This is a genomic window from Streptomyces vinaceus, assembly GCF_008704935.1.
Lineage (GTDB): Bacteria > Actinomycetota > Actinomycetes > Streptomycetales > Streptomycetaceae > Streptomyces > Streptomyces vinaceus.
On record NZ_CP023692.1, the window covers coordinates 6,177,501 to 6,204,155 of the forward strand.

The following is a 26,655-nucleotide window of genomic DNA, read 5'->3' on the forward strand; positions in this document are numbered from 1 at the left end:
CCGGCAGTCGTCATGGGCTGTCACCCACTGCTGAACACATAGGCAGTGTGGAGGGAACGAGGGGAAGTGAAACATCTCAGTACCCTCAGGAAGAGAAAACAACCGTGATTCCGGGAGTAGTGGCGAGCGAAACCGGATGAGGCCAAACCGTATGTGTGTGATACCCGGCAGGGGTTGCGCATGCGGGGTTGTGGGAATGAGCTTGATCGGTCTGCCGGCCGGTCGGCGAGTCAGAAACCGTTGATGTAGTCGAAGGACATGCGAAAGGTCCGGCGTAGAGGGTAAGACCCCCGTAGACGAAACATCAGCGGCTTGCTTGCTCATCTCCCAAGTAGCACGGGGCCCGAGAAATCCCGTGTGAATCTGGCGGGACCACCCGCTAAGCCTAAATATTCCCTGGTGACCGATAGCGGATAGTACCGTGAGGGAATGGTGAAAAGTACCGCGGGAGCGGAGTGAAATAGTACCTGAAACCGTGTGCCTACAAGCCGTGGGAGCGTCGCGTTGCATGCTTGCATGTAACGTCGTGACTGCGTGCCTTTTGAAGAATGAGCCTGCGAGTTAGCGGTGTGTAGCGAGGTTAACCCGTGTGGGGAAGCCGTAGCGAAAGCGAGTCCGAATAGGGCGTTTGAGTTGCACGCTCTAGACCCGAAGCGGAGTGATCTAGCCATGGGCAGGTTGAAGCGGAGGTAAGACTTCGTGGAGGACCGAACCCACCAGGGTTGAAAACCTGGGGGATGACCTGTGGTTAGGGGTGAAAGGCCAATCAAACTCCGTGATAGCTGGTTCTCCCCGAAATGCATTTAGGTGCAGCGTCGTGTGTTTCTTGCCGGAGGTAGAGCACTGGATAGGCGATGGGCCCTACCGGGTTACTGACCTTAGCCAAACTCCGAATGCCGGTAAGTGAGAGCACGGCAGTGAGACTGTGGGGGATAAGCTCCATGGTCGAGAGGGAAACAGCCCAGAGCATCGACTAAGGCCCCTAAGCGTACGCTAAGTGGGAAAGGATGTGGAGTCGCAGAGACAACCAGGAGGTTGGCTTAGAAGCAGCCACCCTTGAAAGAGTGCGTAATAGCTCACTGGTCAAGTGATTCCGCGCCGACAATGTAGCGGGGCTCAAGCGTACCGCCGAAGTCGTGTCATTGCAGCAATAGGGCCAACGCCCGCTGTGATGGGTAGGGGAGCGTCGTGTGCCGGGTGAAGCAGCAGCGGAAGCTAGTTGTGGACGGTTCACGAGTGAGAATGCAGGCATGAGTAGCGATACACACGTGAGAAACGTGTGCGCCGATTGACTAAGGGTTCCTGGGTCAAGCTGATCTGCCCAGGGTAAGTCGGGACCTAAGGCGAGGCCGACAGGCGTAGTCGATGGACAACCGGTTGATATTCCGGTACCCGCTTTGAAACGCCCAATATCGAATCAGGCGATGCTAAGTCCGTGAAGCCGTTCCGGACCCTTCGGGGAAAGGAAAGTGGTGGAGCCGACGAACCAGACTTGTAGTAGGTAAGCGATGGGGTGACGCAGGAAGGTAGTCCAGCCCGGGCGGTGGTTGTCCCGGGGTAAGGGTGTAGGCCGAGGGGTAGGCAAATCCGTCCCTCATATAAGGCTGAGACCTGATGCCGAGCCGATTGTGGTGAAGTGGATGATCCTATGCTGTCGAGAAAAGCCTCTAGCGAGTTTCATGGCGGCCCGTACCCTAAACCGACTCAGGTGGTCAGGTAGAGAATACCGAGGCGTTCGGGTGAACTATGGTTAAGGAACTCGGCAAAATGCCCCCGTAACTTCGGGAGAAGGGGGGCCATCACTGGTGATCGGACTTGCTCCGTGAGCTGGGGGTGGCCGCAGAGACCAGCGAGAAGCGACTGTTTACTAAAAACACAGGTCCGTGCGAAGCCGTAAGGCGATGTATACGGACTGACGCCTGCCCGGTGCTGGAACGTTAAGGGGACCGGTTAGTGACCTTTCGGGGTTGCGAAGCTGAGAACTTAAGCGCCAGTAAACGGCGGTGGTAACTATAACCATCCTAAGGTAGCGAAATTCCTTGTCGGGTAAGTTCCGACCTGCACGAATGGCGTAACGACTTCTCGACTGTCTCAACCATAGGCCCGGTGAAATTGCACTACGAGTAAAGATGCTCGTTTCGCGCAGCAGGACGGAAAGACCCCGGGACCTTTACTACAGTTTGATATTGGTGTTCGGTTCGGCTTGTGTAGGATAGGTGGGAGACTTTGAAGCCCCAACGCCAGTTGGGGTGGAGTCGCCGTTGAAATACCACTCTGGTCGTGCTGGATGTCTAACCTCGGTCCGTGATCCGGATCAGGGACAGTGTCTGATGGGTAGTTTAACTGGGGCGGTTGCCTCCCAAAGGGTAACGGAGGCGCCCAAAGGTTCCCTCAGCCTGGTTGGCAATCAGGTGTTGAGTGTAAGTGCACAAGGGAGCTTGACTGTGAGACCGACGGGTCGAGCAGGGACGAAAGTCGGGACTAGTGATCCGGCGGTGGCTTGTGGAAGCGCCGTCGCTCAACGGATAAAAGGTACCCCGGGGATAACAGGCTGATCTTCCCCAAGAGTCCATATCGACGGGATGGTTTGGCACCTCGATGTCGGCTCGTCGCATCCTGGGGCTGGAGTCGGTCCCAAGGGTTGGGCTGTTCGCCCATTAAAGCGGTACGCGAGCTGGGTTTAGAACGTCGTGAGACAGTTCGGTCCCTATCCGCTGTGCGCGTAGGAATATTGAGAAGGGCTGTCCCTAGTACGAGAGGACCGGGACGGACGAACCTCTGGTGTGCCAGTTGTCCTGCCAAGGGCATGGCTGGTTGGCTACGTTCGGGAGGGATAACCGCTGAAAGCATCTAAGCGGGAAGCCTGCTTCAAGATGAGTATTCCCACCTCCTTGAGAGGGTAAGGCTCCCAGTAGACGACTGGGTTGATAGGCCAGATGTGGAAGCCCGGTAACGGGTGGAGCTGACTGGTACTAATAGGCCGAGGGCTTGTCCTCAGTTGCTCGCGTCCACTGTGTTAGTTCTGAAATAACGAACAGCTGTGTTGCCGTCCAGTGTTCAAATTTCATAGTGTTTCGGTGGTCATAGCGTTAGGGAAACGCCCGGTTACATTCCGAACCCGGAAGCTAAGCCTTTCAGCGCCGATGGTACTGCAGGGGGGACCCTGTGGGAGAGTAGGACGCCGCCGAACAATCATTGTGGGAAAGCCCCGCACCTTCTGGTGCGGGGCTTTTCTGCGTTCTGGGCCGCTGCGGGGTCCTGTAGGGTCATGGGGCATCGTTCGTACGTTCAACAGTGGAGGCCCCCGGGTGGAGGTCCAGGAGACTCGGGTTCAGACGGACCGAATTTTCACGATTCCGAACATCCTGAGCATGGCTCGCCTCGCCGGCGTGCCCCTGTTCCTCTGGCTGATTCTGGAGAAGCACGACGGATGGGCACTGGCCGTGCTCATGCTGAGTGGGGTCAGTGACTACCTCGACGGCAAGCTGGCGCGGCGCTGGAATCAGATCAGCAACCTCGGCCGGCTGCTGGATCCTGCCGCGGACCGGCTGTACATCCTCTCCACGCTCTTCGGCCTGACCTATCGAGACATTCTGCCGCTGTGGCTCACCGGGGCCCTGGTGGCCCGTGAGCTGATGCTGCTGGTCATGGTCTGGATCCTGCGCCGGCACGGCTATCCGCCGCCGCAGGTCAACTTCCTCGGCAAGGCCGCGACCTTCAACCTGATGTACGCCTTCCCGCTGCTGTTGCTCAGTGACGGTACGGGTTGGTTGGCCTGGATGGGGTCAGTTTTCGGATGGGCGTTCGCCGGATGGGGTACAACGCTCTATTGGTGGGCAGGAATCCTTTACGTGGTGCAAGTCCGTCGGCTTGTGAAGGCGGACGCCACGGCCGATTGAGCTCGCTCGGCGTGGGACTGACGCGGAGGAGTTGCGGAGTCACCGTCCGGGACGGGTGAGGTCGGCGAGAACGTCGTCTCTCAAGGAGGACTCTTCCGACATGAAGGCCGTCGTGATGGCCGGTGGCGAAGGCACCCGTCTTCGCCCCATGACCTCGAGCATGCCCAAGCCGCTCCTGCCGGTGGCCAACCGGCCGATCATGGAGCACGTGCTCAGGCTGCTCAAGCGGCATGGGCTCAGTGAGACCGTTGTTACCGTCCAGTTCTTGGCGTCACTCGTCAAGAACTACTTCGGTGACGGCGAGGAGCTCGGTATGGAGCTCACCTATGCCAATGAGGAGAAGCCACTCGGCACTGCCGGCAGCGTGAAGAACGCCGAGGAGGCCTTGAAGGACGATGCTTTCCTCGTCATTTCCGGCGATGCGCTCACCGACTTCGACCTCACCGATCTCATCCGCTTCCACAAGGAGAAGGGCGCACTCGTCACGGTGTGCCTGACCCGGGTGCCGAACCCGCTGGAATTCGGCATCACCATCGTGGACGAGGAAGGCAAGGTCGAGCGCTTCCTCGAAAAGCCGACGTGGGGCCAGGTGTTCTCGGACACCGTCAACACCGGCATCTACGTGATGGAGCCCGAGGTCTTCAATTACGTCGACCCGGATGTTCCGGTCGACTGGTCCGGCGATGTCTTCCCCCAGCTGATGAAGGAAGGCCGGCCCATCTACGGCTATGTGGCCGAGGGCTACTGGGAGGACGTCGGCACGCACGAGAGCTACGTCAAGGCGCAGGCCGACGTACTCGAGGGCAAGGTCCAGGTCGAGATGGACGGCTTCGAGATCTCGCCCGGCGTGTGGATCGCCGAGGGCGCCGAGGTGAGCCCGGACGCGGTGCTGCGCGGGCCGCTGTACATCGGGGACTACGCCAAGGTCGAGGCCGGCGTGGAGATCCGCGAGCACACGGTGGTCGGCTCGAACGTCGTCGTGAAGAGCGGGGCCTTCCTGCACAAGGCCGTGATCCACGACAACGTCTACATCGGGCCCCACAGCAATCTGCGCGGCTGCGTCATCGGCAAGAACACCGACATCATGCGGGCCGCCCGGATCGAGGACGGCGCCGTCATCGGTGACGAGTGCCTGGTCGGTGAGGAATCGATCATCCAGGGGAACGTGCGCGTCTACCCCTTCAAGACGATCGAGGCCGGCGCCTTCGTCAACACGTCGGTGATCTGGGAGTCCCGCGGTCAGGCGCACCTGTTCGGAGCCCGCGGCGTCACCGGCATCCTGAACGTGGAGATCACCCCCGAGCTGGTGGTCCGCCTCGCCGGCGCGTACGCGACGACCCTGAAGAAGGGGGCCACGGTCACCACGGCCCGTGACCACTCCCGCGGCGCGAGAGCGCTCAAGCGGGCGGTGATCTCGGCGCTGCAGGCCAGCGCGATCAACGTGCGCGACCTGGAGAACGTACCGCTGCCCGTGGCGCGGCAGCAGACCGCCCGCGGTACCGCGGGCGGGATCGTGGTCCGCACCTCCCCCGGAGTGCCGGACTCGGTCGACATCATGTTCCTGGACGAGCGGGGAGCCGACCTCTCGCTGCAGCAGCAGCGCAAGCTGGACCGGGTGTACGCGCGCCAGGAGTACCGGCGGGCGTTCCCGGGCGAGATCGGTGACCTCCAGTTCCCGGGCAGTGTCTTCGACGCCTATACGGGTTCGCTGCTGCGGCGGGTGGACACGAGCGGCGTCGCCGATTCCGGGCTCAAGGTGGTCGTGGACGCCTCCAACGGCAGCGCCGGGCTCGTGCTGCCCAGCCTGCTGGGCCGGCTCGAAGTGGACGCCCTGACGATCAACCCGGGGCTCGACGAGTCCCGGCCCACGGAGACCGCGGAGTCCCGGCGAGCCGGTCTGGTGCGGCTCGGGGAGATCGTGGCCTCGGCGCGGGCCGCCTTCGGAGTGCGCTTCGACCCGGTGGGCGAGCGGATCTCCCTGGTGGACGAGCGCGGGAGGATCATCGAGGACGACCGGGCCCTGCTGGTGCTGCTCGACCTGGTGGCCGCGGAGAAGCGCAGCGGCAAGGTGGCGCTGCCGGTGACCACGACCCGGATCGCCGAGCAGGTGGCGGCGTACCACGGCACGCAGGTGGAGTGGACGACGACCTCGCCCGACGACCTGACGCGCGTGGGCCGGGCGGAGAACACGATCTTCGGCGGAGACGGCCGGGGCGGCTACATCGTTCCGGAGTTCAGCAGCGTCTTCGACGGATCGGCGGCGTTCGTCCAGCTGATCGGGCTGGTGGCGCGGACGCAGCTCACGCTGAGCCAGATCGATGCGCGGATACCGCGAGCCCATGTACTCAAGCGGGACGTGCCGACCCCGTGGGCGGTGAAGGGGCTCGTCATGCGGCGGGTCGTGGAGGCGGCCGGGGACCGGCAGGTGGACACCACCGACGGGGTGCGGGTCGTCGAGGCGGACGGGCGGTGGGCGCTGGTCCTGCCGGACCCGGCGGAGGCGGTCACGCACCTGTGGGCCGAGGGCCCCGACGACGCGTCCGCGCAGGCGCTGCTGGACGAGTGGGCGGCAGTGGTGGACGGCGCCGGGCACTGAGCCCGGGCTCCTGACGAAACGGCTCGGTCCGGTGGGCAGGAAGCGGAGGAGGTTGCTCCCTGTCCACCGGACGGGCGCATTCGGTACGGGCGGCGCCGACATGCGACGATGAGCGGCATGTCGCAGCCGCCCCACAACCGGAGTTCGGCGCCGGCGCCTCCCGCGCGCCCGGACGCGTCCATGTCGCTGCTGACGCACGTGATGGACCACAGTCTCGACGAGGGCTACGCGGAGGCGTCGGCCCGGCGCGAGGCCGACGGAACGGCGGGTCTGCCCCGCACCCTGAAGGCCAAGCTGGCGCTCGCCGCAGGCCTCGTGCTCGCCGCCCTGGTCGTCACGCTGGGTGCCGCCCAGGCGCGGATAGCGGCGCCGGTGCTGGCCAAGGAGCGGCAGGAGCTGATCGACCGGGTGCAGCGGGCCGATGAGCACGCGGACGGCCTGGAGCGGGACATCGAGCGGCTGCGGGCGGACGTCGCGAGCCGCCAGCGCGAGGCGCTCAAACAGCACGGCGGGGACCAGGGCCAGCTCGTGGCGCTGCTGTCGGGCGCGACGGAGGTCCAGGGACCGGGGCTGAAGCTGGTCGTGGACGATGCGAAGGGCTCCTCCTCGGGCGGTGGCGGCAAGCCGCGCGAGAACGCGGGGTTCTCGGACACCGGCCGTCTGCGGGACCGCGACATGCAGAAGATCGTCAACGGGCTGTGGCAGTCCGGGGCCGAGGCCATCTCCATCAACGGGCAGCGGCTGACGGCGTTGTCGGCGATCCGCGCCGCGGGTGACGCGATACTGGTCGACAACAGGCCGCTGGTTCCGCCGTACGAGGTGCTGGCGGTGGGGGACAAGAAGCGGCTGGGGACGGCCTTCCAGGACTCCGCGGACGGTCAGTACCTGCACGCCCTGCAGGAGAACTACGGGATCCGCGCGACTTCGTCCCCGGCGGACGCGCTGCGGCTGCCGGCCGCGTCGAGCCTGACCGTACGTACAGCTACAGCAGAAGAGCCGAAGAAGGGTGCATCGTGATCGCGGTACTGGGCCTGGTGGCCGGAGTGGTGGTCGGACTTCTGGTCCGGCCCGAAGTGCCGGCCGTCGTCGAGCCGTATCTGCCGATCGCCGTGGTGGCGGCGCTGGACGCGGTGTTCGGGGGTCTGCGCGCGATGCTGGACGGCATCTTCGTCGACAAGGTCTTCGTGGTGTCGTTCCTGTCGAACGTGGTGGTGGCGGCGCTGATCGTCTTCCTCGGTGACAAGCTGGGCGTGGGCTCGCAGCTGTCCACGGGTGTGGTCGTGGTCCTGGGCATCCGCATCTTCTCCAACGCCGCGGCCATCCGCCGGCACGTCTTCCGGGCGTGAGGCCGATGAGTACGAACGACAATCCGCCCGAGGAGCCGATGGGCTCGGAGCTGCCGCCGCAGGACGAGCCGGCGAGGTCCGCCGCAGCCCCCGCGGCGGCCGGTGGGGAGGACCGGGCCGCGAAGCCCGCCGCGCCCGCGCGCAGCGGTCGGCAGCGGCTGGCGGAGGCGGTCTGGCCGCCGCGCGCGAGCCGGGCCCAACTGATCGTCGCGCTGCTCCTGTTCGTCCTCGGGCTGGGCCTGGCCATCCAGGTGCGCTCGAACAGCGACTCCAGCGCGCTGCGCGGGGCCCGTCAGGAGGACCTCGTACGGATCCTCGACGAGCTCGACGGGCGGACCAAGCGCCTGGAGGACGAGAAGCAGCGGCTGGAAGACCAGCGCAAGGAGCTGGAGAGCAGCTCGAACCAGGCCGAGGAGGCCCGGCGGCAGACGGTCGAGAAGGAACGCCAACTGGGGATCCTGGCCGGTACGGTGGCAGCGCAGGGACCCGGCATCGTCTTGAAGATCACCGATCCCACGGGCCAGGTGCAGTCGGACCAGCTGCTGGACACCCTCCAGGAGCTGCGGGCGGCCGGGGCCGAGGCGATCCAGGTCAACGGTGTGCGCGTCGTGGCGAGCTCTTTCTTCTCGGAGGAGGGCGGCGGGATCGCGATCGACGGTAAGAAGATCACACAGCCTTATGAGTTCAAGGTGATCGGCAAGCCGCAGGATCTGGAGCCCGCCCTGAACATCCCCGGCGGTGTCGTGCAGACACTGGAGAAGGAACAGGCCACCGTCGCCGTCACACGACCGGCGAAGATCGTTGTGGATGCCTTGCGGGCTGCGAAGCAGCCTGACTACGCTCGGTCGTCATCGTCGTGACGCGGAACCGGGCGCGAACGGGCTCACGCGGGCTGATGCCTGCGGGGGGTCGACGCACCGAAGTCGTGCCGCGTGGTGGAAACTGTCTGGTGGTTACGGACGTTGTGAGAATGTCCGGGTCGGCAGGTGTGTGCATTCGGAGTTCGTCCTGCCCCACGGGCGGGTCTGTTTCGTTCAAGGGGAATCGCCCGTGAAGTTGTTTGAGAAGTTGTTCGGCAAGAAGAACCGTGAGGAAAGCGGTGCGGCCAAGCACCGTGCGGGGCAGGGAGAGGTGGAAGGGCAGGGCGACCGGCCGCTCTTCCGTGACGAGGTCGCCGGCGCGGGGGATGTTTCGGGCGCGCCGGGCGCGTCGTCTGTTGACCCTGCCGGTTCCGGACGCATAGGTTTCGGTGAACCATCAACCTCAAGTTCGGGTGGAGGGTTTGCCCCCGACCCGTATGCCACCAATGCCTCCGCGGGGCAGCCGCGGCGCGAGGAGCCGTCCATGTCGGCCGAGCAGGTTTGCAGCAGGTGCGGACACCGCAGCGATGCGGCCAGCCGGTTCTGCTCCAACTGCGGCGCGCCGCTGCGGGCGGGCCTGACGCCGGAGCGTGCCTCGGAGACCACGTCCACCATCTCGATCTCGGGCCTGGAGGCCTACGAGGCCGAGGTGTCGGGACAACAGCACGTGTCGTCCTCGCTGTCCCCCGAGGCCCAGGCCGCGGTGGAAGCCCTGCCTCCGGGTTCCGCTCTGCTCATCGTGCGGCGCGGCCCGAACTCCGGCAGCCGCTTCCTGCTGGACGGTGAGCTGACCACGGCGGGCCGGCACCCGCAGAGCGACATCTTCCTGGACGACGTGACGGTCTCCCGGCGGCATGTCGAGTTCCGCAGGAGCCAGGACGGTGGCTTCACCGTCTCCGACGTGGGCAGCCTCAACGGCACGTACGTGAACCGTGAGCCCATCGACTCGGTCGCCCTGCACAACGGCGACGAGGTGCAGATCGGCAAGTACCGGTTGGTCTTCTACGCGAGCCTGCGGGGCATCTGACCGTCCCCTGGGCTCCGCCTGGGGGACCCGCACCCCGGACCCCGTCCGGGGGACACCCCCACAGGGAAGGTCCCATGCTGCGTATCCCCACCGGCGGTGCCCCGAAGAGCGGCACCGCCGGCAGCTCCGGCTCGGCCGGGCGGCTGGTGAGCATCGGCACGGTGCTCACGCTGCTGCGCGACGAGTTCCCCGAAGTCACGATCTCGAAGATCCGCTTCCTGGAGGCGGAGGGGCTGGTCGAGCCCAGACGCACACCTTCCGGATACCGCAAGTTCAGTACGGAGGACGTCGAGCGGCTGGCCCGCATCCTGCGATTGCAGCGGGACCACTACCTGCCGCTGAAGGTCATCCGCGAGCAGCTGGACGCGCTCGCCCGGGGTGAGCAGATCCGTATCCCCGCGCCCACGGCGCACGGGGATGGCGCGGATCCCGCGAGCCCGTCCGCCGTCTACGGCGAGGTGGGCCGGGAGCGGGCCGCCTCGGCCCGGGTGGGGCGCGCCGAGCTGCTCGCCGCGGCCGAGGTGGACGAGGCGCAGCTCGCCGAGTGGGAGTCGTACGGACTGGTCGGCGAGGCCCCGGACGGCGGATTCGACGCGGAGACGGTCACCGTGGCCCGCCTGGTGGCGGATCTGGGCCGCTTCGGGCTGGAGCCGCGCCACCTGCGGGCGATGAAGGCCGCCGCGGACCGCGAGGCGGGCCTGGTGGAGCAGGTCGTGGCACCGCTGCGCCGCCACCGCAACCCGCAGACCAGGGCGCATGCGGAGGCCACCTTGAAAGAGCTCGCGGGGCTCTCCGTACGGCTCCACGAGGCCTTGGTGCAGACCGCTCTCGGGGTCCGTCTGCGCTGAGCTCGGGGACCCCCGAGGGGGGCCCGACTACCCAAACCTGCCGGGCAGGTCCTAGGGTTGCTGTGTGAACGAGCTCGACGTTGTGGGTGTCCGGGTGGAAATGCCCTCCAACCAACCGATCGTGCTCCTGCGTGAAGTGGGAGGCGACCGGTACCTCCCCATCTGGATCGGACCAGGGGAGGCGACCGCCATTGCCTTCGCGCAGCAGGGCATGGCCCCTGCCCGGCCGCTGACGCACGACCTGTTCAAGGACGTGCTGGAGGCGATCGGCGAGGAGCTCACCGAGGTCCGGATCACGGATCTGCGGGAGGGCGTCTTCTACGCGGAGCTCGTCTTCGCCAGCGGGGTCGAGGTGAGCGCGCGGCCTTCCGACGCCATAGCGCTGGCCCTGCGCACCGGGACGCCGATCTACGGGAGCGACGGGGTGCTGGACGACGCCGGAATCGCCATTCCGGACGAGCAGGAGGACGAGGTGGAGAAGTTCCGCGAGTTCCTCGACCAGATCTCCCCGGAGGACTTCGGCACCGGCCCGCAATGAGCCGCAGGGCGCGTCCGCCGTGCCGTCAGCGCCGCGTGTCCACGGGGTACATCAGCCCATTCGGGCAGTCCTTCCCCGTTACAGGTCACGGGAAACCACTCTCAGGGTGATTATCACTCGGCGTGCCGAGTGTGGCGATCGTTGACGCACCCCTGGTGACTGCCTACCTTCGAGGGGGCAGGTCAAGGACGGAGGGTCGGCGTGAGAGTCACGGGCGACGGTACGACCGGGGGCATCCCCGTGCGGAGTGACGGTGGGCCGTACCCGCTCCACGGCAGTGCGGCGGGATCCGCGCGCCGTCAGCCGGACAGCACGCCGGTCGCACCGGTGGGCGCGGATCCGGCGCCCGAGCAGGTCGGCTACCGGGGACCGACCGCGTGCGCCGCGGCCGGGATCACCTACCGCCAGCTCGACTACTGGGCGCGCACCGGGCTGGTGGAGCCCACGGTGCGCCCCGCGTGCGGGTCGGGGACGCAGCGCCTGTACAGCTTCCGGGACGTGGTCGTCCTCAAGATCGTCAAGCGTTTCCTGGACACCGGGGTGGCGCTGCAGAACATCCGGACCGCAGTCCAGCACCTGCGTGACCGCGGTTTCTCGGACCTGGAGCGCATGACGCTGATGAGCGACGGCGCCACCGTCTACGAGTGCACCTCGCCGGACCAGGTCGTGAGCCTGCTCCAGGGCGGGCAGGGCGTCTTCGGCATCGCCGTGGGCGTGGTCTGGCGCGACGTGGAGAACGCGCTGTCGCAGCTGCACGGCGAGCGGGTCGACACCGGCGAGACGGTGGTCGGCCACAACCCGACGGACGAACTGGCGGCGCGGCGCAACCGGGCCGGCTGAGTACGCGTCCCGGCGGGGCCGTGATCCGAAGGAGACGGCCCGGCCCCGGCCGGATGTCAGTGGCATGAGGCAGCATCGGGGCTGTGAGAGCAGCCCCGACCATCCTGCATCTGGACATGGACGCCTTCTACGCCTCCGTGGAGCAGGCGTCGAAGCCGAGCCTGCGCGGCAAGGCCGTGATCGTCGGCGGGCTCGGGCCGCGCGGGGTCGTCGCCACCGCTTCGTACGAGGCCCGGCGCTTCGGGGTGCATTCGGCGATGCCGACGGCCCAGGCGCGCCGGCTCTGCCCCAACGGCGCGTACCTGATCCCCCGCTTCCGGCTGTACCAGGCGGTCAGCGAGGTGGTCATGGGGCTGCTGAGGGAGCTGTCCCCGCTGGTGGAGCCGCTCAGCCTGGACGAGGCCTTCGTGGACCTGGAGGCGGGCGGGACCGCGTTCGACTCGGAGAGCGCCCGGGAGACGGGTGAGCGGCTGCGGGCGGACATCCGGGCCGCGACGGGGCTGAGCGGGTCCGTGGGGCTGGCGGGGTCCAAGATGCTGGCCAAGGTGGCGTCCGAGGAGGCCAAGCCGGCCGGGCTGCTGCTGATCGAGCCGGGGACGGAGAGGGAGCTGCTCGCCCCGATGTCGGTGCGGACCCTGCCGGGGGTGGGGCCCGTCACCGGGGAGCACCTGCGGCGGGCCGGGATCACCACGGTCGGGGAGCTGGCCGAGGCCGGCGAGGACGAGCTGGTGCGGATGGTCGGGCGCTCGCACGGGGTGGGGCTGTACCGGATGGCGCTGGGGCTGGACGACCGGCCGGTGGTCGCCGAGCGCGACGCGAAGTCGGTGTCGGTGGAGGACACCTTCGACGTGGACCTGCACGACCGCGTGCGGATCCGGACCGAGGTGCAGCGGCTCGCCGACCGGTGCGTGCAGCGGCTGCGCGGCTCGGGGCACTCGGGGCGGACGATCGTGCTCAAGGTGCGGCGGTACGACTTCTCGACCCTGACGCGCTCCGAGACGCTGCGCGGGCCCACGGACGACCCCGCGGTGGTGCGGGAGGCCGCGGCGAGGCTGCTGGAGGCCGTGGACACCACGGGCGGGGTGCGGCTGCTGGGAGTGGGCGTGACGGGCCTGGCGGACTACACGCAGGAGGACCTGTTCGCGCAGTCCATGGCGGCGGAGGAGGCGGCCGCGGCGGAGGCGGCTGCCGGGGCTGCCGAGGCCGCCGGAGAGGGTGCCGCAGGGGCTGTGGGCCAGGAGGGGGGCGCCGCGACGGGGGCTGGTGCGCCGTCGGGGTCAGCGGGGCCTGGAGGACTTGAAGGGCTTCGAGGGCCCGCCGAGGCCCCTGGGGCCGGGGGGTCGGCCGGGGAGCCCGAGCCGGCCCCGGAGCGGCGCTGGGCGGCCGGGAGTGACGTACTGCACGCCGTCCACGGGCCCGGGTGGGTGCAGGGCAGCGGGGTCGGGAGGGTGACCGTCCGGTTCGAGCAGCCCGGATCGCCGCCGGGCCGGGTGCGCACCTTCCGGGTGGACGACCCCGAGCTGGAGCCCTCCGACCCGCTGCCCCTCGTAGGACAGGAAGATCCGCGGAGGCCCTAGGGGGTGTCCTCCCCGTTCGCCAGGCGGCCGAAGTCGCGCTGGATGTCCGACGGGAGGGAGACGTCCAGGCCGTAGTGGTGGTAGAGCTGGAGTTCCTGCTCGGGGGAGAGGTGGCGGCCGACGCCGAAGTCCGGGGCGTCCTTGATGAGGGCCCGCTCGAAGGGGACCCGCAGGGTGTCGTCGACGACCTCGCTCGGCTCCAGCGGGACGAACGCGTCCCGGCTGAACAGGCCCGTCCGGACGGCCGCCCATTCGGGCACGCCCGTGGCATCGTCGAGGTACACCTCGTCCACGGTGCCGATCTTGGTTCCGTTGCGGTCGAACGCCTTGCGGCCGATCAGGCTGCGCGGATCGATGTCGGTCTGCACGGTCCCTCCATATGGTCGCAACTCCTCCGTAATGACTACAGAAGGGCATTTCCGCAGTGCGGGCCACTCGAAGCGAGGGCCAGAACCTCGCTGGTAGGCTGGGTGACGGCTGTTGACCCTGTGCGGGAGAGTCCTCCGAGTGAGTACGACGGAGGCGCCGAAGGAGCAAATCCTCCCCGGAATCTCTCAGGCATACGTACCGCACGTGACGAGGCCACTCTGGAAAGCAGGGGCGGGTACCGGGCGCGCAGTGCCGGTTCCCCTCCTCACCGACGGTGAAAGCCGGAATCAGCGGGCCACCCCCGCGACTCCGGTGAAGCTCTCAGGTTGAGATGACAGAGGGGGAGGCCGTCCGGGTGCCCGCGCCGTGGTGCCCCTCGCAGGTCGTACGACCCAGGAGGCCTCCGTACATGACCGCCAACCGTATTCCGCTCTCCCAGCTGGAGCGAGGCATCCCCTTCGAGCAGCGCCACATCGGCCCGGATGCCGAGGCGCAGGCGAAGATGCTCGCCCACGTGGGCTACGGCTCGCTGGACGAACTGACCGCCGCCGCGGTACCGGATGTGATCAAGACCGCCGAGGCGCTGAACCTGCCCGAGGCGCGGACCGAGGCCGAGGTACTGGCCGAGCTGCGCTCGCTCGCCGACCGCAACCAGGTCCTCACCCCGATGATCGGTCTCGGCTACTACGGGACCTTCACGCCTCCGGTGATCCTGCGCAACGTCATGGAGAATCCGGCCTGGTACACGGCGTACACGCCCTACCAGCCCGAGATCTCGCAGGGCCGCCTGGAGGCTCTCCTCAACTTCCAGACCGTCGTCGCCGACCTCACCGGCCTGCCGACCTCCGGCGCCTCCCTGCTCGACGAGGGCACCGCGGCCGCCGAGGCCATGACGCTGGCCCGCCGCGTGGGCAAGGCCAAGGGCAACGTCTTCCTCGTCGACGCCGACGCGCTGCCGCAGACCATCGCCGTGATCGAGACCCGCGCCGAGCCGATCGGCATCGAGGTCGTCGTCGCCGACCTGTCCGAGGGCATCCCGGCCGAGGTCGCCGAGCGCGGGGTCTACGGCGTGCTCCTCCAGTACCCGGGCGCCTCCGGTGCCGTACGGGACATCAAGCCGGTCATCGACCAGGCGCACGAGCTCGGCGCGATCGTCGCCGTCGCCGCCGACCTGCTCGCGCTGACCCTGCTGACCTCCCCGGGTGCGCTCGGCGCGGACATCGCCGTGGGCACCACCCAGCGCTTCGGCGTCCCGATGGGCTTCGGCGGCCCGCACGCCGGCTACATGGCCGTCCAGGACAAGCACGCCCGCTCGCTGCCGGGCCGCCTCGTCGGCGTCTCGGTGGACGCGGACGGCAACAAGGCGTACCGCCTCGCCCTGCAGACCCGCGAGCAGCACATCCGCCGCGAGAAGGCCACCAGCAACATCTGCACCGCGCAGGTGCTGCTCGCCGTCATGGCCGGCATGTACGCCGTCTACCACGGCCCCGACGGCCTGCGGACGATCGCCCGCCGCACGCACCGTTACGCGTCCCTCCTCGCGGCCGGTCTCAAGGCCGGCGGGGTGGAGCTCGTGCACGGCTCGTACTTCGACACCCTCACCGCGCGGGTGCCCGGCAAGGCCGCCGAGGTCGTCGCCGCCGCCCGCGAGGGCGGGGTCAACCTGTTCCAGGTCGATGCCGACCACGTCTCCGTCTCCTGTGACGAGACGACGCTGCGCGCCGGCGTCGAGGCCGTCTGGGCCGCCTTCGGCGTCAGCGCCGACATCGAGGCGCTGGACGCGACCACGGCCGACGCGCTGCCCGAGGCCCTGCTGCGCTCGGACGACTACCTCGCGCACCCCGTCTTCCACCAGCACCGCAGCGAGACCGCGATGCTGCGCTACCTGCGCAAGCTGGCGGACAAGGACTACGCGCTGGACCGCGGCATGATCCCGCTGGGCTCCTGCACCATGAAGCTCAACGCGACCACCGAGATGGAGCCGGTCACCTGGCCCGAATTCGGCCAGCTGCACCCGTTCGCCCCGGTCGAGCAGGCCGAGGGGTACCTCACGCTCATCACCGAGCTGGAGGAACGTCTCTGCGAGGTCACCGGCTACGACAAGGTCTCCATCCAGCCGAACGCCGGCTCCCAGGGTGAGCTCGCCGGCCTGCTGGCCGTCCGCGCCTACCACCGGGCCAACGGCGACGAGCAGCGCACCGTCTGCCTCATCCCGTCCTCCGCGCACGGCACCAACGCCGCCAGCGCCGTGATGGCCGGCATGAAGGTCGTCGTGGTCAAGACCGCCGACGACGGCGAGGTGGACGCGGCCGACCTGCGCGCCAAGATCGAGCAGTACCGCGACGAGCTCGCCGTGCTCATGATCACCTACCCCTCGACGCACGGTGTGTTCGAGGAGCACGTCGCCGACATCTGCGCCCAGGTGCACGAGGCCGGCGGTCAGGTGTACGTGGACGGCGCCAACCTGAACGCCCTGGTGGGCCTGGCCAAGCCGGGTCACTTCGGCGGCGACGTCTCGCACCTGAACCTGCACAAGACGTTCTGCATCCCGCACGGCGGCGGCGGCCCGGGCGTCGGCCCGGTCGGTGTCCGGGCGCACCTGGCCCCGTACCTGCCGAACCACCTGCTCCAGCCCACCGCGGGCCCGGAGACGGGCGTCGGCCCGATCTCGGCCGCCCCGTGGGGCTCGGCGGGCATCCTGCCGATCTCCTGGTCGTACGTGCGCCTCATGGGCGGCGAGGGCCTCAAGCGCGCCACCCAGGTGGCCGTGCTCGGCGCGAACTACATCGCCAAGCGCCTGGAGCCGCACTACCCGGTGCTCTACACCGGCCCGGGCAACCTGGTCGCGCACGAGTGCATCATCGACCTGCGCCCGCTGTCGAAGGCGACGGGCGTCAGCGTCGACGACATCGCCAAGCGCCTGATCGACTACGGCTTCCACGCGCCGACGATGTCCTTCCCGGTGGCCGGCACGCTCATGATCGAGCCGACGGAGTCCGAGGACCTCGCCGAGATCGACCGTTTCTGCGACGCGATGATCGCCATCCGCGGCGAGATCGAGCGGGTCGCGGGCGGCGAATGGCCGGTGGACGACAACCCGCTGGCCAACTCCCCGCACACGGCGGCGGCCCTCGGCGGCGAGTGGAACCACCCCTACAGCCGCGACGAGGCCGTCTTCCCGGGCGGGGTCACGGCCGCGGAGAAGTACTGGCCGCCGGTGCGCCGCATCGACGGTGCCTTCGGCGACCGCAACCTGGTCTGCTCCTGCCCGCCGCTGGACGAGTACGACAACTGACACATTCGTATGACGTGACGGCATGACGAAGGGGCCGGTCCGGGAGAATCATTCCCGGGCCGGCCCCTTCGTCGTTCTCTTCTGCTCCGTCCCGTTCAGTGCTGTCGCCGATCAGGCCGCCTTCATCACGTGCGCCGCCGCGAGCGGGCGGTGCGGGGCGATGATCTGGCCGTCCGGCAGCAGCTCACCGGTGTCCTCGAAGAGCAGGACGCCGTTGCACAGCAGGCTCCAGCCCTGTTCCGGGTGGTTGGCCAACGGCTTGGCGGCCTCCCGGTCGGCGGAGTCGGCTGACGGGCACGCTGGCTGGTGCTGGCACATGGATGCGTTCTTTCGCTGCGATGTGGTCTGTGTGCTGCGGCTCGATGCTTTGTTCATGGCCGCCCCCCGTATCAACGTCTTGGTTTGGTCAGGGTCCCAGTGTTGCCCTCCGGAGTTGCGTCCGCAGGGATTTCCCGGCAGCTGTCCTCATAGATTGATGACGCATCACCCGTGCGGGCGGTTCAGCTCAACTCCCCTGTCATTTCGGGTGGTTCGGGTTGGCCCGGGTGGGCTAGGCCGAATGGGTCGTACGGGCCACCGTCGTGGAACGCACCTGCTCAGCGCCGCCGGACGGCGGCCTCGAACCCGCTCAGGCGGCCGGCGCGGCCATCGACGGCGGGACCGGCGGGCTCGGCGGAGTGAGCCGGTGCGTCATCACGGGCAGCAGTTCGGACACCGGGTGCGGCCGGTACGGGGCGATGCCGGGCGGGGCCGGCGCCAGCGGCACCAGCAGGTCCGCGGCGGCCGGCAGCCCGGCGGAGGCGTCGGCGCCCACCGCCCCGTGCAGCCACAGCGTCAGCATGTACAGCTCCGGTACGGACAGCAGCCGCGGCTGGTAGCTCTTGCCGAGGGATTCCGCCTGGCGCAGCGCGCGTTCGGTGGCGGCGACATAGGGGCCCTCGAAGAAATGGGAGAAGACCCAGCCGTCCGGCGTCAACCGGGTGTCCGCGGCCGCGACGTACCGGTCGCCGCTGCGGATCAGGAACCGCCAGGCGGTCAGCCGGGTGCGGGGCGGGCGGCCCCCCGCTGCCAGCTGGGAGATGTTCAGCCGGTCCAGGACGTGGACCGGAAGCGGCAGTTCGGCGGTCATCGGGCCGCCTTGCAGCGCACGCAGGGCCGGAGTGTGCGCCTCGTGGACGGCGGTGGGGGAACCGAGTGCCGCGAGGACGCTGCGCAGGGCGGGCGCGGGAGCCGGAGGGACATGCAGCGGCATGGTGGGTCGCCTCTCACTTGGGAGACCTGTGGAACGGGGCAGGTGCGGACGGCGCTGTCGCATTCTGGGGCCAGAGGGGGGCTGAGGGGCAATGGCCGCGCGCCAACTCTCTGCCTCGTTTGCGGAGTTTATACGACATGTGTTCACGCAGTGTTTCGGCTAGCTGTCCCGCCTATTGCCGACAAGGCGCTTACCGGTCCCGCTGACATGGCTTTCATGCCGGTTGTACACGAACAAGTCGCGTTGACCTCGGAGGTTACCGGACGAGGGCTCGGCTGGAAAGCGTCCATTATCCGGAACCGGCAAAACCCATGCGGAATTTGCGTACGAAGCCATGCCAGGTGAATGTGCCATAGCGCCCTTCGGCCAAACCGGCGCGCGCTCCCCGCCACGCACGCCCCCCGCGGCGTTATCGATCTCGCCTCCGGGGCATCATCGACCGTACACACGCGCCTGGGTGGCATGGGCCGGGCGCTATCGAGGAGGGACGCTCCGATGGGGGAGAAGGTCGTGGCGGGCGGATTCGACCTGTCCGATCGGCAGAAGTATCGGAGGAAGCTCCACGAGTGCCTGGAGGGGCTGGAGCGGCTTCTGGCGGAGAAGAGGTTCGATCGTCCCAAGAACATGATGGGGCTGGAGATCGAGCTGAATCTGGCGGGTTCCGACGGGTTGCCGCGAATGGTGAATGCCCAGGTTCTGGAGCGGATAGCGAGCCAGGATTTCCAGACCGAACTGGGAATGTTCAACCTGGAGGTGAACGTACTCCCGCACCGCCTCGGCGGCCGGGTATTCGACCAGCTCGCCGAGGAACTCAGCGCGGGTCTCGGCTATGCCCACCGGCAGGCCGCGGAGATCGACGCCGGGGTGGTGATGATCGGCATCCTGCCGACCATCACCCGCTCCGACCTGGTCACCGCCAACCTCTCCGCGGTCGACCGCTACTCGCTGTTGAACGAGCAGATCCTGATGATGCGGGGCGAGGACTTCCTGCTCGACATCGACGGGGTGGAGCGGCTCACCTGGAGCACCGGGTCGATCGTCCCGGAGGCCGCCTGCACCTCCGTACAGCTGCACCTGCAGGTGACGCCCGGGCGGTTCGCCGACGTGTGGAACGCGGCGCAGGCGGTGACGGCCGTGCAGATAGCCGTCGGCGCCAACTCGCCGTTCCTGTTCGGGCGCGAGCTGTGGCGCGAGTCGCGGCCACCGCTCTTCACCCAGGCCACCGACACCCGGCCGCCCGAGCTGCAGGCCCAGGGGGTGCGGCCGCGGACCTGGTTCGGCGAGCGCTGGGTGGAGTCGGCGTACGAGCTCTTCGCGGAGAACGTGCGGTACTTCCCGGCCCTGCTGCCGATCTGCGACGAGGAGGAGCCGCTGCGCGTGCTCGCCGAGGGCGGGGTGCCGAGCCTGCAGGAGCTGGTCCTGCACAACGGGACGGTCTACCGCTGGAACCGGCCCGTGTACGGGGTCGCCGACGGGATGCCGCACCTGCGGGTGGAGAACCGGGTGCTGCCGGCCGGGCCGACGGTCGCCGACGTGGTGGCGAACGCCGCCTTCTACTACGGGCTGGTCCGTACGCTCGCCGACGAGCAGCGGCCGGTGTGGACGCGGCTGCCGTTCGCCGAGGCGGAGGCCAACTTCGACGCGGCCTGCCGGTACGGGATCGACGCGCGGCTGCGCTGGCCGCGCCGGGGCCGGGGCGGTGGGCTCGCCAGCGTCCCGGCCGTACGCCTGGTCCTGGACGAGCTGCTGCCGATGGCGGCGGCCGGGCTGGACGCGTGGGGCATCGAGCCCGCCGACCGCGACCACTACCTCGGCATCATCGAGGAGCGCTGCCAGCGGCGGGTCAACGGGGCGACCTGGCAGGTGGACACCTACCACCGGGCGCTGGCCTCCGGGATGGAACGGGACGAGGCGCTGGCGGCCATCACCCGGCGCTACAGCGAGCTCATGCACAAGGGCGACCCGGTGCACACCTGGCCGGTCGGGCTGGCCGACGAGGAGGTGAGCGCCGCGGTGCCGGCACGGCGCTGACACCGGGGGTCCGGCGACCGCCGCGGGTCCGCCCCGGGTCCGCCCCGGGTCCGGTGATCCCCCTCCGCCGCCGAAGGGGCAGTATGGGGTGGACGAAGCGGAACGGCGGGACGGGAGTCGGACGTGCGGGCGGAGCCGGAAGCGGTGGTCAAGACGTTGCACCCCGAGAACGAGCGGGGGATCCTGCGCGCCGAGACGCTGCTCGTGCTGGCGCTGTCGCTCGGCGCGAGCGCCCTCTCCTCGCTGATCAGCTTCATCGGGTCGCTGACCAAGCCCGGCGGCCTCAAGGACCAGGCCGCCACGCTGAACGGCTCGTACGCCCCCGGCCGGCCCTGGCTGGACCTGGCCTGGCAGCTGTTCGGCATCGGCACCGCGCTGGTGCCGGTGCTGCTGGTCGCCCACCTGCTGACGCGCGAGGGTGCGGCGGGACTGCGGGTCCTGGGCTTCGACCGGACCCGGCCCGGCTGGGACCTAGGGCGCGGAGCCCTGGTCGCGGCCGGGATCGGGAGTGCGGGGCTGGCCTTCTACCTGGGGGCGCGGGCGGGCGGGTTCAACCTGACGGTGGTGCCGGAGGCGCTGCCCGACGTGTGGTGGAAGTTCCCCGTACTGATCCTCTCCGCGGTGCAGAACGCCGTGGTGGAGGAGGTCATCGTGCTGGCCTATCTGCTGCGCCGGCTCGACCAGCTGGGCTGGTCGCCGACGGCCGCGCTGCTGGCCAGCTCGGTGCTGCGCGGCTCGTACCACCTCTACCAGGGGATCGGCGGGTTCATCGGCAACATGGTGATGGGCGTCGTCTTCGTCCTCGCCTACCGCCGCTGGGGCCGGGTCATGCCGCTCGTCGTCGCGCACGCGCTGCTCGACATCGTCGCCTTCGGCGGGTACGCGCTGCTGGCGGGCAAGGTGGGCTGGCTGCCGACCCCGTAGCGGGACCTCCCGTCAGGGGCGGGTGAGCAGCTCGCCGTCGATGACGGTGACCGCGTTGCCGGTCAGGAGCGTACGGTCGCCGGCGAGGCGGACCGCGACGAGCCCGGTGCGCGCCCCGCCCTGGAGGCCGACGAGCGAGGCACGGCCCAGCCGGGCGGCCCAGAACGGCGCGAGCGCGGTGTGGGCGCTGCCCGTGACGGGGTCCTCGTCGATCCCGAAGGCCGGGAAGAAGCCGCGGGAGACGAAGTCGTACCCGCGCGAGGGATCCTCGGCGGCCGCGGTGACGATCACCCCGCGGCGCGCGAAGCCGCGCAGAGCGGCGAGGTCGGGGGTGAGCTCTCGTACCGCCCGCTCGTCCGCCAGCTCGACGAGCAGGTCGCCGATGTGCTCGGAGGTGTCGTGGACGGACCGGATCTCGACGCCGAGGGCGCTGCGTACGGCGGGATCCGCCTCGACCGGCGTCAGCGACGAGGTCGGGAAATCCATGGTGATCGTGGAGCCCTCGGCGGCTTCTGCGGCTTCTGCGGCTTCGGCGGCTTCGGCGGTGAGGATGCCGCACCGCGCGGAGAACCGGATCAGCCCCGTGGCCAGGCCGCTGGTCGCGATGACGTGCGCCGTGGCGAGGGTGGCGTGGCCGCACATGTCGACCTCGGCTGTCGGCGTGAACCAGCGCAGGGCCCAGTCGGCGTCCCCGCCGGGCGGCAGCGGGCGGGCGAAGGCGGTCTCGGAGAGGTTGACCTCGGCGGCGACCTGCTGGAGCCAGGCGTCCGGGGGGAACTCGCCGTCGAGGAGGAGGACTCCGGCGGGGTTCCCGCGGAAGGGGCGGTCGGTGAAGGCGTCGACGATTCGGAGGCGCATGGACCGACCGTAGAGCCGTTTCTTGATCGTCGACAAAGGCCAATCGTGGATGACTGGCCTGGTCACGGCCGTGTTCGGTAAGAGTTTCCGATATATCGTTGACGTGTCGCGATGGGTCAGCGATAGTTGAGGCATCGCACGAGCGATGACGTGAAACCGAAAGACGAAAGGAGCGCAGTCATGCGTTCACACGGACAGCACGAACACGAGCACGGCCGGGGCCACGGCCACTGCGGGCCCGATCGTCGGGAGGAGTTCAAGGGGCGGCGCGCCGCCTTCGGCCCGTTCGGACCGCCCTTCGGCGGCGGCCCCTGGGGCGGGCGCGGCGGACGCGGCGGACCGCGCGGCCGGGCCCGGCGCGGGGATGTGCGCGCCTCGATCCTGGCGCTGCTGGGGGACCGGCCGATGCACGGCTACGAGATGATCCAGGAGATCGCCGAGCGCAGTGGCGGGGCGTGGAAGCCCAGCCCGGGGTCGGTCTACCCGACGCTCCAGCTGCTTGAGGACGAGGGGCTCATCTCCAGCGAGAGCGAGGGCGGCAAGAAGCTGTTCACGCTCACCGACGCCGGCCGCACCGAGGCCGAGTCCGGCTCGCAGGCCCCCTGGGCCGATGCCGGGCGGGGGTTCGACTTCGAGGCGATGCACGAGGTCCGGACGGCCGGGATCGGCCTGTTCGAGGCCTTCGGCCAGGTCTTCAAGACCGGCTCGCCCGAGCAGCGCGAGAAGGCCCTCGCGGTCATCAACGACGCCCGCAAGAAGCTCTACCTGATCCTGGCCGACGAGCACTGAGCCGGCCGCACGGAAAAGGCGCGCCCCGCGAGTCCGCTCGCGGGGCGCGCCGCCGTATGCGGGTACCCGCCCGGGAAGGGGCCCGGGCCGGGTCGGCGGTCAGGCGACCAGGCCGGCCAGCTTGCGCAGCGATTCGTTCAGGGCGGCGGTGGCGGAGTCCTTGAGCTTGCCCGCCATCAGGGAGACGGCGGCCCCGTTGAACTCCCCGTCGATGCGGACCCTCGTCGCCGCCCCGTCCGGGACCAGGGTGTAGCGGGTGAGGATGGCCACGCCCATCGGGCCCTTGCCGGTGACGGCGAAGAGGCGCTCGTCCTCCAGCTCCGAGACGGTCCAGGTGACCTCGGCCGGGAAGCCCATCATCTTCATGTTCTCCACGAAGGTGGCCCCGACCGCGAGGGTCTCGGGGCCGCCTTGGGGGAAATTGGTGTGGGTCATGCTCCACTCGCCGTACGCCGCCCAGTCCGTCAGCTGGGCCCAGACCTTCGCGGCGGACGCCTCGATGCGTGATTCCGCGGTCACTTCGGCCATGCGGCCACCCCTTCTCGTCGGGTACGTGCGGCGGAACGTAGCCCCGGCGGGCGGAACATTCAATACTGACGACTTGTCAGAAATCACCGGCCCGGTCACGCCCGGTCTCGGATCCGTCTCAACAGGTGTCACGCCCGTGACGCTCCTGACCGGCCCTGCCATGATGGCCCGATGCAAGCGACAGGGAGAAACGCCGGACTGGGTCTCGCGCTCGTCTCGGCCGTCGCGTTCGGTGGTTCCGGTGTTGCGGCGAAGCCGCTGATCGAGGCGGGTCTCGACCCCCTCCACATGGTCTGGCTCAGGGTGGCCGGGGCGGCGCTGGTGCTGTCCCCGCTGGCCTGGCGCCACCGCCGGCTCCTGGTGCGCAAACCCCTGCTGCTCGCGGGCTTCGGCATCGTCGCCGTCGCGGGCGTGCAGGCCTTCTACTTCGCCTCCCTGTCCCGGATCCCGGTCGGTGTGGCCCTGCTGCTGGAGTACCTCGGCCCGGCCCTGCTGCTCGGCTGGATCCGCTTCGTACAGCGCAAGCCGGTGACGCGGGCCGCCGCGGCCGGCGCCGCCGTCGCGGTCGTGGGGCTGGCCTGCGTCGTGGAGATCTGGTCCGGGCTGAGCCTCGACCCGCTCGGCGTCCTGCTCGGCCTCGCGGCCGCCTGCTGCCAGGCCTTCTACTTCGTCTTCGCGGACCACGGCGCGGACGAGGGGGCCCGGGACGACGTACCCGACCCGATCGGTGTGATCGCGTACGGCATGCTCATCGGCGCGCTGGTGATGACGGTGATCGCCCGGCCCTGGCGGATCGACTGGCAGGTGCTGGGCGGGTTCGCCGCGATGGGGGACCTGAGGGTGCCCGCGTGGGTCCTGCTCGGCTGGGTGGTGCTGATCGCGACCGTCTTCGCGTACCTGACCGGCGTCGTCTCGGTGCGCAGGCTCTCGCCGCAGGTGGCCGGTGTCGTGGCCTGTCTGGAGGCGGTCGTGGCCACCGTGTTCGCCTGGATCCTGCTGAACGAACACCTCTCGACCCCGCAGGTCATCGGCGGTGCGCTGGTGCTGGGCGGGGCGTTCATCGCGCAGTCCGCGCGGCCCACCCCGCCGGGGGCGGCCGATCCGGAGGCGGTCGTTCTGGACCGTGAGACGACGAAAGCCTAAGGTGGCGACCGTGCATTCGACCGTGCTTCCGCCTCCCGCCGCGTAGCCGCGGGCAGCCGCCCCTGTGACGAGGATCCGGCCCGGAGAGTTCCCGGGCGGGTCCGCGCTGCCCGCGGAGCGATGACCTTCCCCCTCATCCCTCACGCATGCGCGGAGCACACACGTGTCGAATCCCGCTTCAGGGCGCAGTCTGCTGTACCTCGTCGTCGCCGGAGCCGCCTGGGGCACCGCCGGGGCGGCTGCCTCCCTCCTCTTCCTGGCCAGTGACCTCGGCCCGCTCGCCCTGTCGTTCTGGCGGTGCGCCGGCGGGCTGGTGGTGCTGCTGGGGGTGCTCGCCGTACGCCGCCCCCGGGGCGCGGCGGTGGCCGCCCGGACCGCGGCGCGGCCGTCGGCGGCCTCGCTGATCGGGACCGGCCTGATGTTCACGCTCTTCCAGGCCGCGTACTTCGGTGCCGTGCGCGAGACCGGCCTGGCCGTCGGCACGGTGGTCACCCTGGGCGCCGGGCCCGTGCTGATCGCGGTCGGGGCCCGGTGCTGGATGGGCGAGCGGCTGGGCCGGGGCGGTGCGGCCGCCGTGGCCGGGGCGCTCGCGGGGCTCGCCGTGCTCGTCCTGGGCGGCGGGGGAGGCGAGGTGCGGCCGCTGGGCGTCGGCTGGGCCCTGCTGTCGGCCGCCGGGTACGCCGGGATGACCCTGCGGGCCCGCTGGCTGGGGCGGCGCGGGGCGGGCGGGGACCCGCTGGTCACCACGGCCTGGTCGGTCGCGGTCGGCACGGTGTGCCTGTTGCCGCTCGCCGTTGCGGAGGGGCTGGTGCCGCACACCGCCGAACTCGGGCGCGTGCTGTGGCTGCTGGTGTACGTGGCCACGGTGCCGACGGCGCTGGCGTACGCGCTGTACTTCACCGGGGCCGCCGCGGTGCGGGCCGCTACGGTGTCCGTGATCATGCTGATCGAGCCGGTCAGCGCCGCCGTGATCGCCGTCCTGGTGCTGGGGGAGCGGCTGACCGGCGCCGTGGTGCTGGGCACCGTACTGCTCCTGACGGCGGTGGGTGCGCTGATCGCGGCCGAGGCGGGGCGGTCCGGGGGCGGCCGCGCGGGCGAGCCGGAGGTGCGACTGCGGCTCGCCCGCGGGCCCCGGGGGACGCACGAGACGGGTGAGTCTCGTGTGCCCGGTGAGCCTGGTGAGCCCTGCGGGGCTCAGAGCGCGGCGAGGTAGTCCGGGGTGGCGATTCCCGGGGCCAGGTCGTCGGCCGGGATCGGGGTGCCGTGCACCGGCGCGACCGGGACCACGCCCGACCAGTAGGGCAGGCCCATGTCCTCGGGCTCGTCGTTGGGGCCGCCCGTACGGATCTTCGCCGACACCTCGTTCAGGTCCAGGCGGATCACCGCGGTGGCGGCGAGCTCCTTGGCGTTGGCGGGCCGGGAGTCGGCCGAGCGGCCGGGAACCACGTGGTCGACGAGGGCGTCGAGGGCCATCCGGCGCTCGGCCTCGTCGGTCACCTGGTGAGCGGTGCCGTGCACGATCACCGAGCGGTAGTTGATCGAGTGGTGGAAGGCGGAGCGCGCCAGCACCAGGCCGTCCACGTGCGTCACGGTCAGGCAGACGGGCAGCCCCGGGTCGGACTGGCCGGCGGCGAGCAGCGGGCGCGAGCCCGTCGAGCCGTGGACGTAGAGGGTCTCGCCGACCCGCCCGTACAGGGTCGGCAGGACCACGGGAGCGCCGTCGCGGACGAAGCCGAGGTGGCAGACGTAGGCCTGGTCGAGTATCGAGTGGACCGTCTCGCGGTCGTAGCGGGCCCGCTCGCGGGAGCGGCTCGGGACGGTGCGGTCGGTGGGCTCGTAGCCGCCGCCGGCCGCCCCGGTCGCCCCGGTCGTCTCAGGGATCTCTTGCGTGTCGGTGGTGGCGGTCATGGTGCGTTCTCCGTTGTACTAGTGCAT

Annotated in this window: 22 protein-coding genes, 2 rRNA genes and 1 riboswitch (1 of these 25 cut by a window edge); of the genes, 18 read left to right on the forward strand and 6 right to left on the reverse strand. The window is 69.4% G+C overall.

Features of this window, described 5'->3' with window-relative positions; all coding sequences use genetic code 11:
- The 12 genes from CP980_RS27975 to CP980_RS28030 all read left to right on the forward strand — a co-directional run.
- A 23S ribosomal RNA gene (locus tag CP980_RS27975) occupies nt 1–2,996 on the forward strand; it begins 128 nt to the left of the window's first position.
- Between the two features lie 77 nt (nt 2,997–3,073).
- Nucleotides 3,074–3,190, forward strand: a 5S ribosomal RNA gene (gene rrf, locus CP980_RS27980).
- A 118-nt stretch (nt 3,191–3,308) separates the two neighbouring features.
- Entirely contained in the window at nt 3,309–3,899 is a 591-nt protein-coding gene (clsA, locus tag CP980_RS27985) for a cardiolipin synthase ClsA (RefSeq protein WP_099893875.1), read from the forward strand.
- 100 nt (nt 3,900–3,999) lie between these two features.
- Nucleotides 4,000–6,495 carry a mannose-1-phosphate guanyltransferase gene (locus CP980_RS27990; RefSeq protein WP_099893876.1) on the forward strand — a complete coding sequence of 832 codons (2,496 nt, stop codon included), beginning with the start codon at nt 4,000–4,002 and terminating at the stop codon, nt 6,493–6,495.
- 108 nt (nt 6,496–6,603) lie between these two features.
- The gene (locus tag CP980_RS27995) at nt 6,604–7,512 is read left to right on the forward strand and encodes a DUF881 domain-containing protein (RefSeq protein WP_189999266.1); all 909 of its coding nucleotides are present in this window, start codon (nt 6,604–6,606) and stop codon (nt 7,510–7,512) included.
- Nucleotides 7,509–7,841 (forward strand): small basic family protein, encoded by a 333-nt coding sequence (locus tag CP980_RS28000; RefSeq protein WP_030158423.1) that lies wholly within the window; start codon nt 7,509–7,511, stop codon nt 7,839–7,841. Before CP980_RS27995 ends, CP980_RS28000 begins: the two co-directional genes overlap by 4 nt.
- A 5-nt stretch (nt 7,842–7,846) precedes the next feature.
- Entirely contained in the window at nt 7,847–8,701 is an 855-nt protein-coding gene (locus CP980_RS28005) for a DUF881 domain-containing protein (RefSeq protein ID WP_132758610.1), read from the forward strand.
- 130 nt (nt 8,702–8,831) lie between these two features.
- Nucleotides 8,832–9,728, forward strand: coding sequence for an FHA domain-containing protein (locus tag CP980_RS28010; RefSeq protein WP_132758612.1), 897 nt, complete (start codon nt 8,832–8,834; stop codon nt 9,726–9,728).
- A 74-nt stretch (nt 9,729–9,802) separates the two neighbouring features.
- A complete protein-coding gene (ftsR, locus tag CP980_RS28015) occupies nt 9,803–10,576 on the forward strand; it encodes a transcriptional regulator FtsR (protein ID WP_189999267.1) in 774 nt (257 codons plus the stop codon).
- A gap of 64 nt (nt 10,577–10,640) precedes the next feature.
- A complete protein-coding gene (locus CP980_RS28020) occupies nt 10,641–11,114 on the forward strand; it encodes a bifunctional nuclease family protein (RefSeq protein WP_030009777.1) in 474 nt (157 codons plus the stop codon).
- 201 nt (nt 11,115–11,315) lie between these two features.
- The gene (locus CP980_RS28025) at nt 11,316–11,954 is read left to right on the forward strand and encodes a MerR family transcriptional regulator (RefSeq protein WP_132758614.1); all 639 of its coding nucleotides are present in this window, start codon (nt 11,316–11,318) and stop codon (nt 11,952–11,954) included.
- A gap of 83 nt (nt 11,955–12,037) precedes the next feature.
- Nucleotides 12,038–13,531, forward strand: coding sequence for a DNA polymerase IV (locus CP980_RS28030; RefSeq protein ID WP_150529314.1), 1,494 nt, complete (start codon nt 12,038–12,040; stop codon nt 13,529–13,531).
- Here the strand turns inward: CP980_RS28030 and CP980_RS28035 are convergent.
- Entirely contained in the window at nt 13,528–13,899 is a 372-nt protein-coding gene (locus CP980_RS28035; protein ID WP_189999269.1) for a PRC-barrel domain-containing protein, read from the reverse strand. The genes CP980_RS28030 and CP980_RS28035 overlap by 4 nt on opposite strands.
- A gap of 113 nt (nt 13,900–14,012) precedes the next feature.
- Nucleotides 14,013–14,111: riboswitch (glycine riboswitch) on the forward strand.
- Nucleotides 14,112–14,309: 198 nt separating this feature from the next.
- Here CP980_RS28035 and gcvP point away from each other — a divergent pair.
- Nucleotides 14,310–17,195 (forward strand): aminomethyl-transferring glycine dehydrogenase, encoded by a 2,886-nt coding sequence (gene gcvP, locus CP980_RS28040; RefSeq protein WP_150529315.1) that lies wholly within the window; start codon nt 14,310–14,312, stop codon nt 17,193–17,195.
- 111 nt (nt 17,196–17,306) lie between these two features.
- Here the strand turns inward: gcvP and CP980_RS28045 are convergent, their stop codons facing one another.
- On the reverse strand, nt 17,307–17,513 hold the full coding sequence (locus CP980_RS28045) for a DUF5999 family protein (RefSeq protein ID WP_030158404.1): 207 nt from the start codon (nt 17,511–17,513) through the stop codon (nt 17,307–17,309).
- A gap of 310 nt (nt 17,514–17,823) precedes the next feature.
- Nucleotides 17,824–18,447 (reverse strand): hypothetical protein, encoded by a 624-nt coding sequence (locus tag CP980_RS28050; RefSeq protein ID WP_099893882.1) that lies wholly within the window; start codon nt 18,445–18,447, stop codon nt 17,824–17,826.
- Between the two features lie 495 nt (nt 18,448–18,942).
- On the opposite strand from CP980_RS28050, the gene CP980_RS28055 reads away from it, so the two are divergent.
- Complete coding sequence (locus CP980_RS28055) at nt 18,943–20,478, forward strand: glutamate-cysteine ligase family protein (protein ID WP_099893883.1); 1,536 nt, start codon at nt 18,943–18,945, stop codon at nt 20,476–20,478.
- Between the two features lie 123 nt (nt 20,479–20,601).
- Complete coding sequence (locus CP980_RS28060) at nt 20,602–21,402, forward strand: CPBP family intramembrane glutamic endopeptidase (RefSeq protein ID WP_132758624.1); 801 nt, start codon at nt 20,602–20,604, stop codon at nt 21,400–21,402.
- A 12-nt stretch (nt 21,403–21,414) separates the two neighbouring features.
- Here the strand turns inward: CP980_RS28060 and CP980_RS28065 are convergent, their stop codons facing one another.
- A complete protein-coding gene (locus CP980_RS28065; RefSeq protein ID WP_150529316.1) occupies nt 21,415–22,260 on the reverse strand; it encodes a PhzF family phenazine biosynthesis protein in 846 nt (281 codons plus the stop codon).
- 180 nt (nt 22,261–22,440) lie between these two features.
- On the opposite strand from CP980_RS28065, the gene CP980_RS28070 reads away from it, so the two are divergent.
- Nucleotides 22,441–23,049 (forward strand): PadR family transcriptional regulator, encoded by a 609-nt coding sequence (locus CP980_RS28070; protein ID WP_132758628.1) that lies wholly within the window; start codon nt 22,441–22,443, stop codon nt 23,047–23,049.
- A gap of 99 nt (nt 23,050–23,148) precedes the next feature.
- Here CP980_RS28070 and CP980_RS28075 read toward each other — a convergent pair whose 3' ends face one another.
- Nucleotides 23,149–23,577: a type II toxin-antitoxin system Rv0910 family toxin gene (locus CP980_RS28075; RefSeq protein ID WP_150529317.1), complete on the reverse strand. Its 429-nt coding sequence runs from the start codon at nt 23,575–23,577 to the stop codon at nt 23,149–23,151.
- 171 nt (nt 23,578–23,748) lie between these two features.
- Here CP980_RS28075 and CP980_RS28080 point away from each other — a divergent pair, with 171 nt between their 5' ends.
- Together CP980_RS28080 and CP980_RS28085 are read left to right on the forward strand one after the other, a co-directional pair.
- Nucleotides 23,749–24,720, forward strand: coding sequence for an EamA family transporter (locus CP980_RS28080; RefSeq protein ID WP_150529318.1), 972 nt, complete (start codon nt 23,749–23,751; stop codon nt 24,718–24,720).
- Nucleotides 24,721–24,883: 163 nt separating this feature from the next.
- Nucleotides 24,884–25,933 carry a DMT family transporter gene (locus CP980_RS28085; RefSeq protein WP_229907481.1) on the forward strand — a complete coding sequence of 350 codons (1,050 nt, stop codon included), beginning with the start codon at nt 24,884–24,886 and terminating at the stop codon, nt 25,931–25,933.
- On the opposite strand, the gene CP980_RS28090 is transcribed toward CP980_RS28085, so the two are convergent.
- A complete protein-coding gene (locus CP980_RS28090) occupies nt 25,915–26,628 on the reverse strand; it encodes a pyridoxamine 5'-phosphate oxidase family protein (RefSeq protein ID WP_150529319.1) in 714 nt (237 codons plus the stop codon). The genes CP980_RS28085 and CP980_RS28090 overlap by 19 nt on opposite strands.
- Nucleotides 26,629–26,655: the final 27 nt, after the last annotated feature.